18 protein-coding genes are annotated in these 15192 nt (G+C 39.3%); all 18 read right to left on the bottom strand.

Annotation, left to right across the window (positions count from 1 at the left end):
• Positions 1-15: 15 nt before the first annotated feature.
• Positions 16-1071: a protein-glutamate methylesterase/protein-glutamine glutaminase gene (locus tag BLP92_RS01740; protein WP_090839985.1), complete on the bottom strand. Its 1056-nt coding sequence runs from the start codon at positions 1069-1071 to the stop codon at positions 16-18.
• The gene (locus BLP92_RS01735) at positions 1068-1958 is read right to left on the bottom strand and encodes a MinD/ParA family protein (protein ID WP_090839983.1); all 891 of its coding nucleotides are present in this window, start codon (positions 1956-1958) and stop codon (positions 1068-1070) included. Before BLP92_RS01735 ends, BLP92_RS01740 begins: the two co-directional genes overlap by 4 nt.
• A gap of 1 nt (position 1959) precedes the next feature.
• Positions 1960-3060 carry a flagellar biosynthesis protein FlhF gene (locus BLP92_RS01730; protein ID WP_090839981.1) on the bottom strand — a complete coding sequence of 367 codons (1101 nt, stop codon included), beginning with the start codon at positions 3058-3060 and terminating at the stop codon, positions 1960-1962.
• On the bottom strand, positions 3057-5102 hold the full coding sequence (gene flhA, locus BLP92_RS01725) for a flagellar biosynthesis protein FlhA (RefSeq protein ID WP_244516618.1): 2046 nt from the start codon (positions 5100-5102) through the stop codon (positions 3057-3059). The genes BLP92_RS01730 and flhA overlap by 4 nt, the downstream gene beginning before the upstream one ends.
• A gap of 29 nt (positions 5103-5131) precedes the next feature.
• The gene (gene flhB / locus BLP92_RS01720; protein WP_090839977.1) at positions 5132-6211 is read right to left on the bottom strand and encodes a flagellar biosynthesis protein FlhB; all 1080 of its coding nucleotides are present in this window, start codon (positions 6209-6211) and stop codon (positions 5132-5134) included.
• Position 6212: 1 nt separating this feature from the next.
• The gene (fliR, locus tag BLP92_RS01715) at positions 6213-6989 is read right to left on the bottom strand and encodes a flagellar biosynthetic protein FliR (protein ID WP_090839975.1); all 777 of its coding nucleotides are present in this window, start codon (positions 6987-6989) and stop codon (positions 6213-6215) included.
• Positions 6990-6991: 2 nt separating this feature from the next.
• Positions 6992-7261, bottom strand: a complete 270-nt coding sequence (gene fliQ / locus BLP92_RS01710; RefSeq protein ID WP_090839974.1) for a flagellar biosynthesis protein FliQ — start codon at positions 7259-7261, stop codon at positions 6992-6994.
• A 12-nt stretch (positions 7262-7273) separates the two neighbouring features.
• On the bottom strand, positions 7274-7954 hold the full coding sequence (gene fliP / locus BLP92_RS01705) for a flagellar type III secretion system pore protein FliP (protein ID WP_090839972.1): 681 nt from the start codon (positions 7952-7954) through the stop codon (positions 7274-7276).
• On the bottom strand, positions 7951-8616 hold the full coding sequence (locus BLP92_RS01700) for a flagellar biosynthetic protein FliO (protein ID WP_175444144.1): 666 nt from the start codon (positions 8614-8616) through the stop codon (positions 7951-7953). Before BLP92_RS01700 ends, fliP begins: the two co-directional genes overlap by 4 nt.
• A gap of 26 nt (positions 8617-8642) precedes the next feature.
• Positions 8643-9005 carry a response regulator gene (locus BLP92_RS01695; RefSeq protein WP_090839968.1) on the bottom strand — a complete coding sequence of 121 codons (363 nt, stop codon included), beginning with the start codon at positions 9003-9005 and terminating at the stop codon, positions 8643-8645.
• A 22-nt stretch (positions 9006-9027) separates the two neighbouring features.
• On the bottom strand, positions 9028-10227 hold the full coding sequence (fliY, locus tag BLP92_RS01690; RefSeq protein ID WP_090839966.1) for a flagellar motor switch phosphatase FliY: 1200 nt from the start codon (positions 10225-10227) through the stop codon (positions 9028-9030).
• Positions 10217-11209 carry a flagellar motor switch protein FliM gene (gene fliM / locus BLP92_RS01685; protein WP_090839964.1) on the bottom strand — a complete coding sequence of 331 codons (993 nt, stop codon included), beginning with the start codon at positions 11207-11209 and terminating at the stop codon, positions 10217-10219. The genes fliY and fliM overlap by 11 nt, the downstream gene beginning before the upstream one ends.
• Before the next feature lie 42 nt (positions 11210-11251).
• Complete coding sequence (fliL, locus tag BLP92_RS01680; protein ID WP_090839962.1) at positions 11252-11689, bottom strand: flagellar basal body-associated protein FliL; 438 nt, start codon at positions 11687-11689, stop codon at positions 11252-11254.
• Positions 11690-11692: 3 nt separating this feature from the next.
• The gene (locus BLP92_RS01675; RefSeq protein ID WP_090839960.1) at positions 11693-11917 is read right to left on the bottom strand and encodes a flagellar FlbD family protein; all 225 of its coding nucleotides are present in this window, start codon (positions 11915-11917) and stop codon (positions 11693-11695) included.
• Between the two features lie 89 nt (positions 11918-12006).
• Positions 12007-12822 (bottom strand): flagellar basal body rod protein FlgG, encoded by an 816-nt coding sequence (gene flgG, locus BLP92_RS01670; protein ID WP_090839958.1) that lies wholly within the window; start codon positions 12820-12822, stop codon positions 12007-12009.
• A 72-nt stretch (positions 12823-12894) separates the two neighbouring features.
• On the bottom strand, positions 12895-13275 hold the full coding sequence (locus tag BLP92_RS01665; RefSeq protein ID WP_090839957.1) for a TIGR02530 family flagellar biosynthesis protein: 381 nt from the start codon (positions 13273-13275) through the stop codon (positions 12895-12897).
• Between the two features lie 11 nt (positions 13276-13286).
• The gene (gene flgD / locus BLP92_RS01660) at positions 13287-13760 is read right to left on the bottom strand and encodes a flagellar hook assembly protein FlgD (RefSeq protein ID WP_090839955.1); all 474 of its coding nucleotides are present in this window, start codon (positions 13758-13760) and stop codon (positions 13287-13289) included.
• 14 nt (positions 13761-13774) lie between these two features.
• On the bottom strand, positions 13775-15163 hold the full coding sequence (locus BLP92_RS01655) for a flagellar hook-length control protein FliK (RefSeq protein WP_090839953.1): 1389 nt from the start codon (positions 15161-15163) through the stop codon (positions 13775-13777).
• Between the last annotated feature and the right edge of the window lie 29 nt (positions 15164-15192).

Raw genomic sequence — 15192 nt, 5'->3', positions numbered from 1 at the left:
CTTCTCCTCCATAAATTAACAATATTTAAGTAAAGTTTGTGCTATTTGATCCAGGTCTTTTACTTCATCAACTAAACCAGACTCAATTACTGCTTTTGGCATTCCAAATACTACTGATGTAGCTTCTGATTCTGCCAGTACCGTGAGGGGCACAGCATCATGAAGTTCGATAAGTCCTTTTTTACCGTCCTGTCCCATTCCCGTCATTACTATTGCAACAGCTCTTTTAATTCTTTGGGACGCGATTGATTGAAACAGCACATCTACGGAAGGCCGGTGACCATTGACGAGCGCTTTATGTTCTAATTGTATCGCGACGGAAGTCCCAATTTTCCTTATAGTTAAATGGTAGCCTCCCGGAGCAATATAGGCAACACCTTTTTTTATTAATTCTCCATCTTCCGCTTCTTTAACTTTTATCCTGGATAAATGATCCAGTCTTTCACTTAAGGATTTCGTAAAGCCCTTCGGCATATGCTGCACTATTAAAATTGGATGGGGAAAGTCTTCAGGCAGTCTAGTAAGCAGAGCCTGAAGTGCTTTAGGTCCTCCAGTAGACGTACCTACTGCTACAACCATTTCAGCAGCACTGCCTTGATTATCAGACTTTATGGAAGTACGTGCCAGCATTGGTACTTCAGTTTTCCTGTTGGTGATTTTATTAGTTTTAACTGATCCGGCTAAGCGGACGAGTTTAATTAAATGGTTCTTTACTTTGTCTATGTCAAGAGAAATTGAACCTGAAGGCTTGGAAATAAAATCAAATGCTCCGAATTCCATTGCTTTTATTGTAGCTTCTGCACCCGATTTAGTAATACTGGATACCATAATTACTTTTGTGGGAGACTCCCTCATTATTATTTTCAACGCATCCAACCCGCTCATTACTGGCATTTCTACATCCAGAGTTATTACATCAGGTTTCAGCATTTTGGTTTTCTCTACTGCTTCTTGTCCATTTCTTGCTTTATCAACGACAAGAATATCTTTTTCCGCTGACAGCATTTCAGCAATCATTTTCCTCATAAACGCAGAATCATCCACTACCAGTACTTTTATGGGAGAATTCACGGCTTTTTCCCTCCCTTAAGAAATCCCTTTAATTTATTAATAAAATGATCAAAAGTTTCTTTTGATCTTCCTGTTTCTCCAAGAAAGGTGTGCACTGCTGTTTCTATGGCATAGGATGGTTTAGAGTTTGGTGCATAAAGTAAAAAAGGCGTCTGCGCTCTTACTGCTTTCCATACTATCTGGTCATTTGGTATGTAAGCGAGGTAATGTATTTCTCTTTTTAAAAATTTTTCTGTGACCTGCTGGAGATTTCTTGAAGCGTTTTCTCCATCTTTTTTAGACGATGCACGATTTACAATTACAGAAATAGGAATAGTACGGTCATTAAGTGTCAAAAATTTAATCATGGCATAAGCATCAGTAATCGAAGTAGGTTCCGGCGTAGTTACCAGCAGTGTCTCGTGCGCTGACAATAGAAAATGGAAACTGTCCGAGGTTACCCCTGCTCCCATATCTAAAAATATATAATCAAAGTGTCCTTCCAAAGAAAGTAATTCCCTGGAGAAGGAATCTGCTTTTTGATCATTCATTTTAAATAAGTGGTTTAAACCGCTCCCGCCCGCAATATAAGAAAGCCCGCTTTCCACACGTTCTATAATAGACCAAATAGACATGTCCTTCTCTAACATGTCTACAATTGAATAAGAAGAAGACGTGCCCAGCAGGATATCTATATTTGCCATCCCAATATCTAAGTCAATAATAAGAACTTTTTTTCTCATTTTCTGAAGCTGAAGCGCAAAATTTACAGCCACATTGGACTTTCCAACGCCTCCTTTGCCACTAACAATTGAATAAACCTGAGTAAGACTCTTTTTAACAACAGATCCTTCTATTGGCTCCATATTATTTATTCGCTCCCGCAGTGCATCTGCCTGGTCTTTCATGTTACGTCCCACTCCTTAAGACAAAGTCCACAATTTCATTTTTGCCTGCTTCAATTATGTCATCAGGAACATTTTGACCAGTCGTAATGTAGCTGACAGGCTTTTGAAAATCATGCGCAGCATTAATCATTGAGCCTGTAGAGCCGGTTTCATCAAATTTTGTAAATATAAAGGAATCAATTTTAATTAAATTAAACTGATTGATGATACTTTTCATATCACTGTATTTAGAAGTCACCGACAGCACCAAATGGTTTTCCATTTCTTCCTCAAAATCTATTAATTCCTTGAGCTGCTCTACATAAAGTTTGTTACGAAAATTTCTGCCCGCTGTATCAATTAAAATAAAGTCATAGGAAGCAAGTTTTAATTTTGCTTTTTTAAAATCTTCCATCGAGTATGCAACCTCTACTGGCACGTTTAAAATATCAGCATAAGTTTTCAGCTGTTCTATGGCAGAAATTCTGTAGGTATCCGTAGTAATAAAAGCTACTTTTTTCCCTTCCTGCACTACTGCCTTTGCAGCAATTTTAGCAAGCGTTGTTGTTTTACCAACTCCCGTTGGTCCAAATACATTCAAATATTTTTTGTGCTTAACTGGAGTATGCGGCGGCAGTAATTCCCCTACAGCTTCTTTTAACCAATTGTAAATATCTTCTTCCGGAGCATTTTCATCCGACTTGTACCAGTTTTTTAGTAATCCATTCATAACCTGCAGCCTAATTTCAGATTTTACTTCCTGACTCTTTAAAACAGCATGAATTTCTTCTAAGGCTTTTGGATATTCACTAACAGAAACTTGATTGTTTGAAGAGATTCTTTCTACAACTGATCTTAATTCTTCAATTTCCTTTTTCATTTCTAAGTTATCTGCAGCTGGAATCTTATTAATTGTTTTATTCACCGGCGGTTTTGGCACAGGCTTTCCCGCATCAGGGTCAATAGCTGCGATAACTTCCACATAATTCTTAGCAAAAAAACCTAAGAAGCCGCCTGTTTCTACATTTTTTGAATTTAATATGACAGCATCCTGGCCCATTTCCGAGCGAACTTTGGACATAGCTTCATTCATATCTTTTCCTGTGATTTTTTTTACCTTCACTGCATATTCACCACCCCGATACTCTGTACTTCCACCGTAGGCTCCAATTCATTATAGGAAAGTACCGGAACCTGCGGTATATATCTTTCGATCAAATGTCTTACGTACATTCTTACAGCTGGAGAACAAAGCAGCACCGGCATTTGTCCTGTTTCCTGCATTCTTTCTACTTCTGTCATTACCGATTGTACTACCTGCTGTGCCTGTTCTGGATCCAGATTTAAAAATGCACCGTGCTCTGTCTGCTGGACTGCGTCTGCAATTAGTTTCTCTACAGAAGCACCCACAGTAATTACGTAAAGCGGTTCTCCTTCACTGACATATTGTGCAGAAATTTGTCTCGAAAGCGCTTGCCGCACATACTCAGTTAATAAGTCAGTATCTTTCGTCATCTGTCCATAATCAGCGAGCGATTCAAAAATAATCGGGAGATTCCGTATAGAAACTTTTTCCTGAAGCAGCTTACTTAATACTTTTTGAATATCTCCTGTCTGCAGAGGACTTGGCGTTACATCTTCTACAAGTGTAGGATACGATTCATTCATATGGTCAATCAGCTGTTTTGTTTCCTGACGGCCCAGCAGCTCATGTGCATGTCTCTTCACTACTTCAGTTAAGTGTGTGGAAACAACAGAAGGAGGATCTACCACTGTATACCCGGAGAGCTCTGCTTGTTCTTTTGTGTCTTCCGCAATCCATAATGCAGGAAGTCCGAAAGCAGGTTCCACTGTCTCAATCCCCGTTATGTTTTCATCTTCCACACCCGGACTCATTGCCATGTAATGATCGAGAAGAAGTTCTCCTCTTGCTATTTCACTTCCTTTAATTTTGATACAGTATTCATTTGGCTGCAGCTGAATATTATCTCTGATACGGATGACAGGAACAATCATCCCCATCTCAATAGCAAGCTGCCTGCGGATCATTACGACTCTGTCCAGTAAGTCGCCCCCCTGGTTTGCATCTGCCAGTGGAATAAGACCGTAGCCAAATTCGAATTCAATAGGATCTACCTGCAGTAAATTCACAACACTCTCGGGAGATTTAATATCATCTTCTTCTGCTGCAGGAGAGGATTCTTCCTCCTCCGCAAACATTCGGTCTTTCTCCTGCGTTTTTAATAACATAAATCCTCCTACTCCGAGTGCAGCGGCTATCGTAGTAGTCACAAACAAGTCGATAGGGGTAAATATACCGAGACCCATGATTGTGCCCCCTGCTACATAGAGCATCTTAGGATAGGCAAAAAGCTGCTTGGTAATGTCGTGTCCCAGATTACCTTCTGATGCAGCACGGGTGACAACAATACCGGTAGCTGTTGAAATTAACAACGCTGGTATCTGGCTGACAAGTCCATCTCCAACAGTCAGAAGCGTATATTTATTTGCTGCTTCCGCTATAGGAAGACCTTCCTGGAGCATACCGATGACGAGACCGAAGATGATATTTATTATTACAATTACTATTCCCGCAATGGCATCTCCTTTTACGAATTTACTGGCACCATCCATCGATCCGTAAAAATCAGCTTCTCTTTCTATTTTCTGCCGGCGCTCTTTTGCTTCAATATCTGAGATCATGCCGGCATTTAAGTCTGCATCTATACTCATCTGCTTACCGGGCATTGCGTCTAAAGTGAATCTTGCTCCAACTTCCGATACCCGTTCCGCACCTTTTGTAATTACCACAAATTGAATTACTACCAGAATCACGAAAACAACAAAACCTACCAGTGCATTTCCACCTACTACAAACTGACCAAACGTTTCAATAACGTTTCCTGCATCTCCCTGATTCCCGAGAATTGCCCTCGTAGTGGAAACGTTCAGCCCCAGCCGGAAAAGTGTAACCAATAATAAGAGAGTGGGAAAAATAGAAAACTGCAGAGGTTCCTGCGTATTCATTGATACCAGAATAATTATCAGCGCAATGGTAATATTAATAATAATTAAAAAGTCAATAATTCCCGTAGGAAGAGGAATAATTAACATAATTACTATTAGTATTACTGTCATTAGAATACTAAAATCTTTCAAAGGCATTGCGCTTCTCTCCTTCATTTTTGCGAATACTATATTTTTCTCTGCATGCGGTAGACGTAGGCCAAAACTTCAGCAACAGCTTTAAATAAATCTTCAGGCACCTGATCCCCGATTTTTGTCTGCGCATACAGCGCCCTTGCGAGCGGTCTGTTCTCCACCATTACAATATTATTGTTTTTAGCAGTATTTTTAATTTTCACAGCAATATAATCGACACCCATTGCAGTAATTACAGGAGCTTCCATATTGTGGTCATCATATTTCAAAGCTATTGCATAATGTGTAGGATTTGTAATTACAACATCTGCTTTAGGGACTTCCTGCATCATCCGGCTCATTGCCATCTGACGCTGTTTCTCTTTAATTTTAGATTTAATTAAAGGGTCCCCTTCCGCTTTTTTATATTCATCCTTCATGTCCTGTTTGGACATCCGGATATTTTTTTCGAAATCATATTTCTGGTACATATAATCAAGTATGGCAAGAAAGATCAGAAGAAAACCGACCGCCAGTCCCATAATAATGATCATATTTCCAATTAAAATCATTCCATCATATATACTGTAAAGACCCAGACGCAGTAAATCGTCAATAAAAAACCACATTACAGCACCTGTTACCAAGCCAACTAAGGCAATTTTCAGCATTGATTTTAAAAATTCTACAAGTGCTCTAACTGAAAATATTCGCTTAAATCCTTTAATCGGATCAATTTTTTCAAGCTTTGCTTTTATTGCTTCCGGAGCAAACAGCACACCTACCTGAAGAAGGTTGCTTGCTACACCGGCTACACCGGCTGCAAGCATCACTGGAGCTGTAGCAATAATCCCCTGCATTGTAAAAGTTAAAAACATGGAGCGGAGATTTTCTTCATTTAATTCCATCAATAAATAATCAGTAAATGTAAAAGTAACCATGTCAAACATTTTTCCTGTAATAAAACTTCCAGAAAGCCACAGCAGCAGGAACACAAACATTAAAATAAATGCCGTATTTACATCCGTGCTTTTAGCAACCTGCCCTTTCGTCCGCGAATCTTTACGCTTTTTAGGAGAAGCCTTTTCTGTTTTTTCCTGCGCAAAAAATTGCAAATCCAGCTTAAGAAACATTTTATCCGACTCCTCCATAAAGCTGCATTAATGTACGCATAGCTTCAATTACGACCTCCATCATGTATTCTACAAGCATAAAGAAGGGCGCCATCGTAAGAAACATGACGATCAGACCGAGAAAGATTTTCAGCGGAAGACCCACTACAAAAACGTTTACCTGCGGGACGGTTCGGGCGATCATACCCAACGCCACGTCTACAAGAAAAATAGAACCTACCACCGGCATAGACATTTGAAAAGCAATAATAAACATTGTGTTAAAACTAGTAACAACGTGCTCCATTACTGCTTCATTACCAAAAGGCAGATAAAGCTGATCTATTGGAACAAACTGATAGCTGTAAAATGCTCCATCAATCATAAGGTGATGACCATCAATAGCTAAAATAAACAGAAGAGAAAACGTATATAAGTAGCTTCCTAACAGCGGAGACTGCGTCCCTGTCTGTGGATCTACTACGTTTGCTATTAAAAACCCAAGCTTCAAGTCCATCAGACCGCCCGCAATTTGGATAGCATAAAAAATTATTGTTGCGATAAGTCCTACTGTCAGACCAATAAGTGCTTCTTTTAAAATTAACAAAAAGAATTCATAATTTATTTCCAGAACAGGCCAGTCTTCAGTGAAAAAAATTATCCAGGTCATAAATACTGCTATTCCTATTTTTAATTGACCAGGGATTCTCTGGTGCGAAAAGAAGGGGAGTGTCAGCATAAAAGCAGACATTCTAACCAAAATCAGCATAAATACGGGGAACCATTCTAAAAATTCCATTGCTACCCGATAAACTGATGCAGATTACTAAAAATTGACTCGGCAAATGTCAGCAGTTGTGTAAGCATCCAAGGTCCAAATATTATAAGTGCTAACATAACTCCTGCAATTTTCGGAATAAAAGCAAGCGTCTGCTCCTGAATTTGTGTAGTAGCCTGAAAAATACTTACTCCCAGACCTATTACCAACGCTGTTATCAAAAGCGGTGCTGCAATTAATAAAGTTATAAAAACACCTTGTTCCGCCCAACCAAGTACCATTTCCTGACTCATGTCTGACTCCCCCTAAAAGCTGAATAAAAGTGATCGTACGATTAAATGCCAGCCATCCACCATCACGAATAACAGCACTTTAAATGGAAGTGCAATCATTACTGGCGGGAGCATCATCATTCCCATTGACATTAATACACTGGCAACTACCATATCGATGACCAGGAAAGGAACAAAAATCATAAATCCTATTTGAAATGCTGTTTTTAATTCACTGATTGCGAAAGCTGGGACTAAAGAAGTTAATGGAATGTCTTCTAAAGTTTCCGGCCTTTCTTCTCCTGCATAACCCATAAATAAAGCAAGATCCTTTTCTCTTGTATGCTCAGCCATAAAAGATTTCATTGGCACTGCTGCGGCTTCAAAAGCTTCTTCCTGGCTCATTTCACCCTCGAACATTGGCTGCAGTGCAGTTTCATTTACTTCAGAAAATACTGGAGCCATTATGAAAAATGTTAAGAATAAAGCCAGCCCGACAATTACCTGATTCGGAGGCATCTGCTGGGTGGCAAGTCCTGATCGAACAAAAGATAATACAATTACTATTCTCGTAAAGCAGGTCATTAGTATAAGAATTGCCGGAGCAAGAGATAATACGGTTAAAATTAATACAAGCTGAATCGTAGAAGTAAGATTTTCAGTATCCTCACTAAAAATATCGAGCGCTGGAATTTCTAAAAAGGCTAATATCATCTATCTTTCTCCTCAAGCGTAGAATGCACTTTTTCCTGTGACTTTTTCACATCTGTCATCTCTTTTGATAACAATGATTGAAACCTGTTTTTATCATTATCAGCATAAGGATTTTCTTTGTTTTTCCTATTTGAAAACCAGGCTTCCAGCGCTTGTTTTGGCTTAATTAATTCTGTCTGCTGCTCTGCCTGCAGCATTTTTTCCACCTCTTGGGGATCATCGATCTCTTTTAATAAAGAAACAGAATCACCTACTCCCAATACGAGAAGTTTCTCCCCCACGCGTACAAGCTGCACTGATTTATTCGTTCCAATTCCCACGCCGCCTACTGACTGCACGGTTTGATGACTGGAAAAACTTCTTGCTCTTTTATTCATAAATTTGAGCAGGCCATAAATGAGAAATAACACTACGCCCAAAGCTAATATCAGCTGAAGAGTTAATCCTATTAAATTAGGGCCCTGATCTCCGCCAACTACTGCCTCGTTTTCTTCTTCTGTTTCATTTTCGTCGAAAAAAAATGTCCCTTCCTCTTCCGGAGAGTTTTCTTCCCCCAGCCCTTCAATTACGCTGCGGTCTGATTCCCCATAGCTGTCATCTTCAGCGTAGGCTGTGAAACTAAAAAGAAAAAGAAGAAGAATGCTGTATATTACTATTCTCACGCTGACCCACCTCATAAAAAAGTATTCTAGCTTAATGTCTTATTGATAGCTTCCAGCACACGATCTGCCTGGAATGGTTTTACGATAAAATCTTTTGCTCCAGCTTGAATTGCATCTATTACCATTGCCTGCTGTCCCATGGCCGAACACATAATTACATTTGCATTTGGATCGTGTTTTTTAATTTCTTTCAAAGATGTAATCCCATCCATTTCCGGCATTGTAATGTCCATAGTAACGAGATCCGGAGATTTTTCTTTGTACAGTTCAAGTGCCTGTGCGCCATCTCCTGCTTCTCCTACTATTTCAAAATTATTTTTTTGTAAAATATCTTTAATCATCATTCTCATAAATGCTGCATCATCCACAATTAAAACTCTTGTAGCCATAGTCGTACTCCCCTTTTTCTAATTATCTTAAGTTTTTAATTCTTTCTTCTTTTGAAACTATCTCTGTTAACCGGACACCGAAGTTCTCATCAATGACAACTACTTCGCCTTTTGCAATTAATCTTTGATTCACAAGTATATCTACCGGCTCTCCGGCAAGCTTATCAAGTTCAATAATGGATCCTTTGGAAAACTCAAGTATCTCTTTAATAGATTTTTTCGTTCTCCCAAGCTCCACAGTTACTTCTAAAGGAATTTCCATCAGCATGTCCAGATTTTTCGATTCCTGTTCATTTAACTGCGGTGCGTCAAAAGTAGAAAAAGCTGCGGGCTGTACATTGACATTCCGCTCTTCCGACTGCCGGCCTCCGGTATGATGAACCTGTGGAGTTTCCACTCTCTCACTTTTGGGAGGTCCAGCTGGAGAACCTGCAGTTACATCCGATACAGGTTCTTTGTAGTCAGGTGGTGGAGAATCACTGTTTTCAGATGGTTTTTCCATCGTTTCCGGAAAACTTTCTTCTTCTTCTTCTGACCCACCCGGATTCATCAATTTTTGAACCATATCTTTCGCAAAACTTACAGTAAACATCTGCATGATTTTTGAATCAATCAAGTCTCCAATTTTTAAATTGAAGGCAATCTGCACTAAAACTTCTTCATTCGGAATTTGCACACTTTCGGGATCTTCAGACAAATTCATTACCTGAATCCCCGGAGGCGAAATATCCACTTTCTGGTTAAATATTGTCGACATAGAGGTGGAAGCTGATCCCATCATCTGATTCATCGCTTCCTGGACTGCACTGATTTCCATCTCAGTCAGCTCTTCCGAGACATCAGTTCCATCATTACCCATCATTAAATCAGCGATGATAGCTGCATCTTTTGAACGGATAATCAAAAGATTTAACCCTTCAAATCCCTCAGTGTATTCAACAGAGATTGCTACATGCGGTTTGGGAAACTCTTCTGCAAGCTTTTCTCTTTTTACTAAATGGACAGTAGGTGTAGTAATTTCCACCTTTTGGTTCAGCAACGTTGATAAAGCTGTAGCAGAACTGCCAAACGAGATATTTCCTATCTCTCCTAAAGCGTCTTCTTCGATAGAATCCAGGTAATCTTCAAGTTCCGGCTCATCAGCTTCCGGTTCATCCCCTGCATCCATACCATTTAAAAGTTCGTTTATTTCATCCTGTGACAACATATCGTCATTCATCATAATAATCCCCCTCAATAACCTCGGTGACTTGTACGGCAAGATGGTTTTTAACTTTGCCCGGCTGCACTTTATATTTCACCGAATCTCCGACTTTAGTAATTAGTGGATCATCAATTAATTGTTTTAATTCGATGGTGTCCCCCGGTCCCAGATGCAGCATATCCTGGACTGTAATTTGTGATTTTCCTAATTCTACTTTCAGCTGGACAGCAGCATGCTTTAAGTGTTTTTCCAGCTTAGCTACTTCTCCATCATCTCTTTCTTTCTGTTTCTCCTGCATCCAAAGGTGAATAGATAGTTTAGGAAGAATACTTTCAATGACTACATGCGGAATACAGATATTTATCATACCGGATGCTTCTCCGATAGTAGTGGAGAAAGAAATGACCACCACAGTTTCATTAGGTGAAACGAGCTGAAGAAACTGCGGGTTCACTTCGATTTCCTCCATCATGGGATCAAATTCTTCTACAGATATCCAGGCTTCCCTGAATACTTCCAGTGTCCGCTGAAACAGCTGAGTCATAATTTTAGTTTCAATTTCAGTTAAATTTTCAACTTTATTATACGGTTCACCTTTACCGCCGAGCATCCGGTCTAGCATGGAGTAAGCAATGTTTGGATTCATTTCCATCACAAGTCTGCCTTCTAAGGGATATGGTTCAAAGACATTCAATATGGTCATTTTGGGAACTGAGCGGATAAACTCTTCATAAGGAAGCTGATCTACGGAAGCTACCTGAATTGAGACATAAGTGCGCAATTGAGCCGAAAGCTGTGTTGTCAGCAGGCGGGCAAAATTTTCATGTATTCTCGTAATTGATCTGACCTGATCTTTTGAAAATCTTAACGCTCTTTTGAAATCATAAGATTTTATTTTTTGCGCTTTTTCTTCTTTTTTTAATTCGTCTGCATCCACTTCACCTGTAGATAATGAAGAGAGGAGTGCATCTATCTCACTTTGTGAGAGTACATCAGCCATTTTTGTCCCACCTCACTTGATTTAACAGCTGCGGCTGAATCATCATTGAATTACTTTTTGGTTCATATACACTTGAACCACTTCGCCTTCCTGCATAATTTCATTGAGCTGTTCCCGTATATTGTTTTCCAGGGTCCTGATTCCTTCTGATCCCCGGAAATCTTCAGCACTCATATCAGACAGTTCAGCGATAATAATATTCTCTACTTGAAAATTACGCATTTCCAGCTCACTTCTGGCATCTTCATGTTCTCCTTCAAGAACAAAGGACGAACGGATAATCTGATTTGTAAGTAAGTTTGTAGTAATTTCTTCTGTTTCTATTGAACGGGCAACGACTTCCTCAATCGTTGGCTGTATATCTGTATCTGCTTCTGCTTCTTCAAAAAATTGTGTATAGAGTACAAAAGCTATGACTCCTATTAAAGTTAAAGCCACCAGGATGATGAGCATTATATTTAATAACCTGTTTTTAAACATTTATTATTCCTCCTTCTTTTTCGTATTAATAGAAGATAGAGAAGGAGCTAAACCGATTTTTTTGTAAAATTCACTAACTAATTCTGTTAGTATTTCTTCAGATTCTTTTACTACTATTTTTTTACCGTTAATTAGTGTAATTGTTGTATCAGGAAAAGCTTGGATCTGTTCAATATATAATGCATTTAACGTAAAAGTATGATCATTTAATTTAGTAAGTTCTACCATAAATTCCACCCGGGCATTTTACTTTCTCCTCCTTAATTTTAAGAACGAAGTTTAGAGCTCCGGTTCTGCTTCAGAACCGGAGCTCTGAATTAACGTTTCAAGTTGACAAGTTCCTGTAAAATTTCATCTGAAGTAGTTATCATTCGTGTGTTTGCCTGAAACCCTCGCTGCGCAACAATCATTTCTGCGAATTCTGCAGATAAATCAACATTCGACATTTCCAGTGTTGAACCGACAAGGTTTCCTCTGCCGCCGGTGCCTGCTGTACCTATTTGTGCATCACCTGAGTTGGCTGATACTGTATAAGTATTATTTCCTGCTTTATTTAGTCCACCTGGGTTTGCAAAGTTCGCTAAAGCTAATTGGCCGATTACTGCTGTGGTACCATCGGAATAAACCCCATTAATTTCCCCTGAAGGAGCTATGTTAAAGCTTTCGAGAGTTGATCCGTTTGGTCCGTCAGATCCTGCAAGGATAGTAATATTCTGTTCATCAATGCCTAATATATTTTTCCCATCGCCATTTACTAGGGTCCCTTCACTATCTAGGTAAAAATTACCTGCTCTTGTAAAGAATCGTTCATCTCCATCCTGGATTATGAAGAATCCATCACCTGAAATTGCCATATCTAAATTTCTACCCGTAGACTGCAGAGACCCCTGGGTATTAATGGTATCAATAGTTGACATTCCGCCCCCCAGACCGATCTGCTGAGGATTCGTTCCCCCTCTTCCATTTGCAGCAGCTCCTGCTCCCTGCATCTGCTGACTAACAAGATCATTAAATGTTGTTCTACCTTTTTTGAACCCGGAAGTGTTTACATTAGAGATATTATTACCAATGACATCTAGTTTGTTTTGAAAATTATTCATTCCGCCGATACCTGAATATAGTGAACGTAACATTATATAGTCTCCCTTCAAATTGGCGGACCTGCTTCCTTCAATCCGCAGATCCCTGACTTCCTTTCGGTCCAGTCAGTCTTTTAAAATAATTGCTCCATTTATATTGGTAAAAAGCTGCTCAGAAGCTTCTTCCCTGTTCATCGCAGTAATTACTGTTTCGTTTTTTGCACTGACTACAAAAGCTGCACTATTTGTTAAGACAAGAGAATCGTTTACTCCACGTTTATGTGCTTCTTTTATCTTAGTTGTCATCTCCTGCCAAGTTTGTTCCGGCAAGTGAATCCCTCTTTCTTCCATTCGCTTTTCTGCATGTCTGCTGATTTTAATTGAATCGTTCAAGCGTTCCTTTAAAACATTTTGAAATTCAGCTTGCTGCGGCTTGGAGGACTGTGTTGTTTTTAAAGGTCTCGGTAGTGGCTGCTGGAGATGATGCGGCATTATTTTCATGCTCATCCTATACCTCCTTAGGAACCTTCACTTACAGAGAATAACTTATCTGATTTAATCCTGGCGTCTCCATCAATGATGAATTGCGCTTTTCCTTCATGAAACACTACCGAAGTTACAATCCCTTCCCGTAATTCAGTCTGGGCAGGCTCTGTTTCTGTCGCTTCTTTGGCAACATGTTCGTATTCTACTTTTTTACCAATTAAATCACTATGAGAGACGAAATCTGACTTTTGCTGCTGTTCGAACATTTTCTTCATGGTTTCATTAAGATTCGTAATTTGCTCCAGACTTGAAAATTGTGCCATCTGCGCAATGAATTCTTTATCTTCCATAGGATTCATAGGATCCTGGTGCTGGAGCTGTGTCAGCAATATTTTTAGAAATGCATCTTTATCTAAATCCGATCCTGGTGCTTTGTTCTTTTTTTGCTGTACATAGTCCTCATAAAAAATTGGTTGTGATGGTCCTAGATTTGATTGAATCGGCATTTTCTATCCCTCCCTTATACCTCGGTATCGATTGTTTCAGCTAAAAAATCCGCAAAGTTCAAAGTTTCTTCTTCTGAGTCCGGTTCTTCGTCCTTTAAAAGTTCCTCCTCAGTCTGCTGTTTCTGCTTTTGTTCTTCCTGTGAATCCTTCCACAACTGCGTCTGCTGCTGCGTTATTTCTATACGCTCTACCTGAAGGTTCGACCCCTGGAATGCCTGTTTTAATTGATGGACCTGGCTTTCCATTAACTCCCTCGCAGTATTGGTGGAAGTAAGCAGCCTTGCAGTCATTACCCCATTAATCTGCTGAATTGTGATATCCAGCCTCCCTAAACTTGCTGGATGAAGCTTTACAGTCAGCTGCTGAATCCCATTTTGCAATTGTTGGAAATTACTTTTTGACAGAAGATTTTCAAACTGCCGGATAAGTGCCTCTTGAGAAGCTTTATTGTTCTCCTGTGCCATAACCGGCTGCTGAGAAAACATTTGGGTAAATAGCTGCTGCTGAACTAAAGGTACACTGTGCTGCTGTGTGTTAGTCTGATGTTGAACTGACTCTGCAGCATTTCGCAAAATTTCCGTAACAGGCTTTGTTGAGAATTGATTTTTTAAGCCGTTCTGCAGGTTAATTGTTTTATCTCCCTCCATAAACATGCGGGTGTTTACCCCCATAGGAAACAAAAGCTTATCTTGTGCTGAAGCGCCTGAAGCCACCGGCAGTTTTGTGAACAGATTATCCTTACCCCGGATTTCTTTCTCCAGTAATAAAGAAAGATCTTGTCCAGAAAGCTGCTGCAGATGCGTAAGTTGGTTTCCACTCACCCAGACTTGGGGGGCAATTTCAAAAACCAATTGTTTAAGTTCCTGCATAGTAAAGTTTTGGTCACTTGTTCTTAATAGCTTATCTAATTCAGGAAGAAGAAATTCAATTAAATTTTTAAAATTATTTTTTTCAGGCTCACTTAATTCATAAGTTTCATCTGATTTAGACATTTGAAGAGCTAATGCTAAAAGCTCAGGAGCTGTTTTATTGTCTTTGAAATTATCAAGAAGCGTTGCAATTGATACTTTTTCATCAAATAATATTTCAACTTCTTCGCTTAATTCTGTTGGAATTTCTTTTAGAAATGCTTTGTTTTCTTCTTCTTCCAGCACGGCTTCATCAAGAAAAATGTTTTCCAGCTCTTCGCTTTGTAAAGCCTCAATCAACTTATGGAAAGTTATTTCAATCTCTTCTTCGTTTTTTTCCTCCGAAGGAAGCGTTGTTTCGCTTTCTATCACCTGCAGAGAACTGAAAATATTATTGAAATTCAGTTTACTGCCTGTCGGATCTGCAGCTGAAATGTCCCCTTGTGAAAGGTTTTCTTTTGGGAACTGCGCCTGTATATTCGATACGTTTATCAATTTTTCACCTCCTTTCCTTTTAAATTTAA

Origin of the sequence: Alkalicoccus daliensis (genome assembly GCF_900103955.1) — a bacterium.
GTDB lineage: Bacteria > Bacillota > Bacilli > Bacillales > Salisediminibacteriaceae > Alkalicoccus > Alkalicoccus daliensis.
Note: the sequence above shows the minus strand (reverse complement) of the source record. Positions and strands in the feature narration are given on the sequence as shown.

What these genes read in the sequence shown, in the direction of transcription:
- flgD (WP_090839955.1), bottom strand. Translation starts at nt 13,760, where the DNA reads ATGCCGATTCAATCAAATCTAGGACCATCACAACCAATTTTTTATGAG.
- flgG (WP_090839958.1), bottom strand. Translation starts at nt 12,822, where the DNA reads ATGTTACGTTCACTATATTCAGGTATCGGCGGAATGAATAATTTTCAA.
- fliM (WP_090839964.1), bottom strand. Translation starts at nt 11,209, where the DNA reads ATGGCTGATGTACTCTCACAAAGTGAGATAGATGCACTCCTCTCTTCA.
- BLP92_RS01675 (WP_090839960.1), bottom strand. Translation starts at nt 11,917, where the DNA reads ATGGTAGAACTTACTAAATTAAATGATCATACTTTTACGTTAAATGCA.
- BLP92_RS01735 (WP_090839983.1), bottom strand. Translation starts at nt 1,958, where the DNA reads ATGAAAGACCAGGCAGATGCACTGCGGGAGCGAATAAATAATATGGAG.
- flhA (WP_244516618.1), bottom strand. Translation starts at nt 5,102, where the DNA reads ATGCCTTTGAAAGATTTTAGTATTCTAATGACAGTAATACTAATAGTA.
- fliY (WP_090839966.1), bottom strand. Translation starts at nt 10,227, where the DNA reads ATGATGAATGACGATATGTTGTCACAGGATGAAATAAACGAACTTTTA.
- fliQ (WP_090839974.1), bottom strand. Translation starts at nt 7,261, where the DNA reads ATGAGTCAGGAAATGGTACTTGGTTGGGCGGAACAAGGTGTTTTTATA.
- BLP92_RS01695 (WP_090839968.1), bottom strand. Translation starts at nt 9,005, where the DNA reads ATGGCTACAAGAGTTTTAATTGTGGATGATGCAGCATTTATGAGAATG.
- flhB (WP_090839977.1), bottom strand. Translation starts at nt 6,211, where the DNA reads ATGTTTCTTAAGCTGGATTTGCAATTTTTTGCGCAGGAAAAAACAGAA.
- fliR (WP_090839975.1), bottom strand. Translation starts at nt 6,989, where the DNA reads ATGGAATTTTTAGAATGGTTCCCCGTATTTATGCTGATTTTGGTTAGA.
- fliP (WP_090839972.1), bottom strand. Translation starts at nt 7,954, where the DNA reads ATGATATTAGCCTTTTTAGAAATTCCAGCGCTCGATATTTTTAGTGAG.
- fliL (WP_090839962.1), bottom strand. Translation starts at nt 11,689, where the DNA reads ATGTTTAAAAACAGGTTATTAAATATAATGCTCATCATCCTGGTGGCT.
- BLP92_RS01665 (WP_090839957.1), bottom strand. Translation starts at nt 13,275, where the DNA reads ATGAGCATGAAAATAATGCCGCATCATCTCCAGCAGCCACTACCGAGA.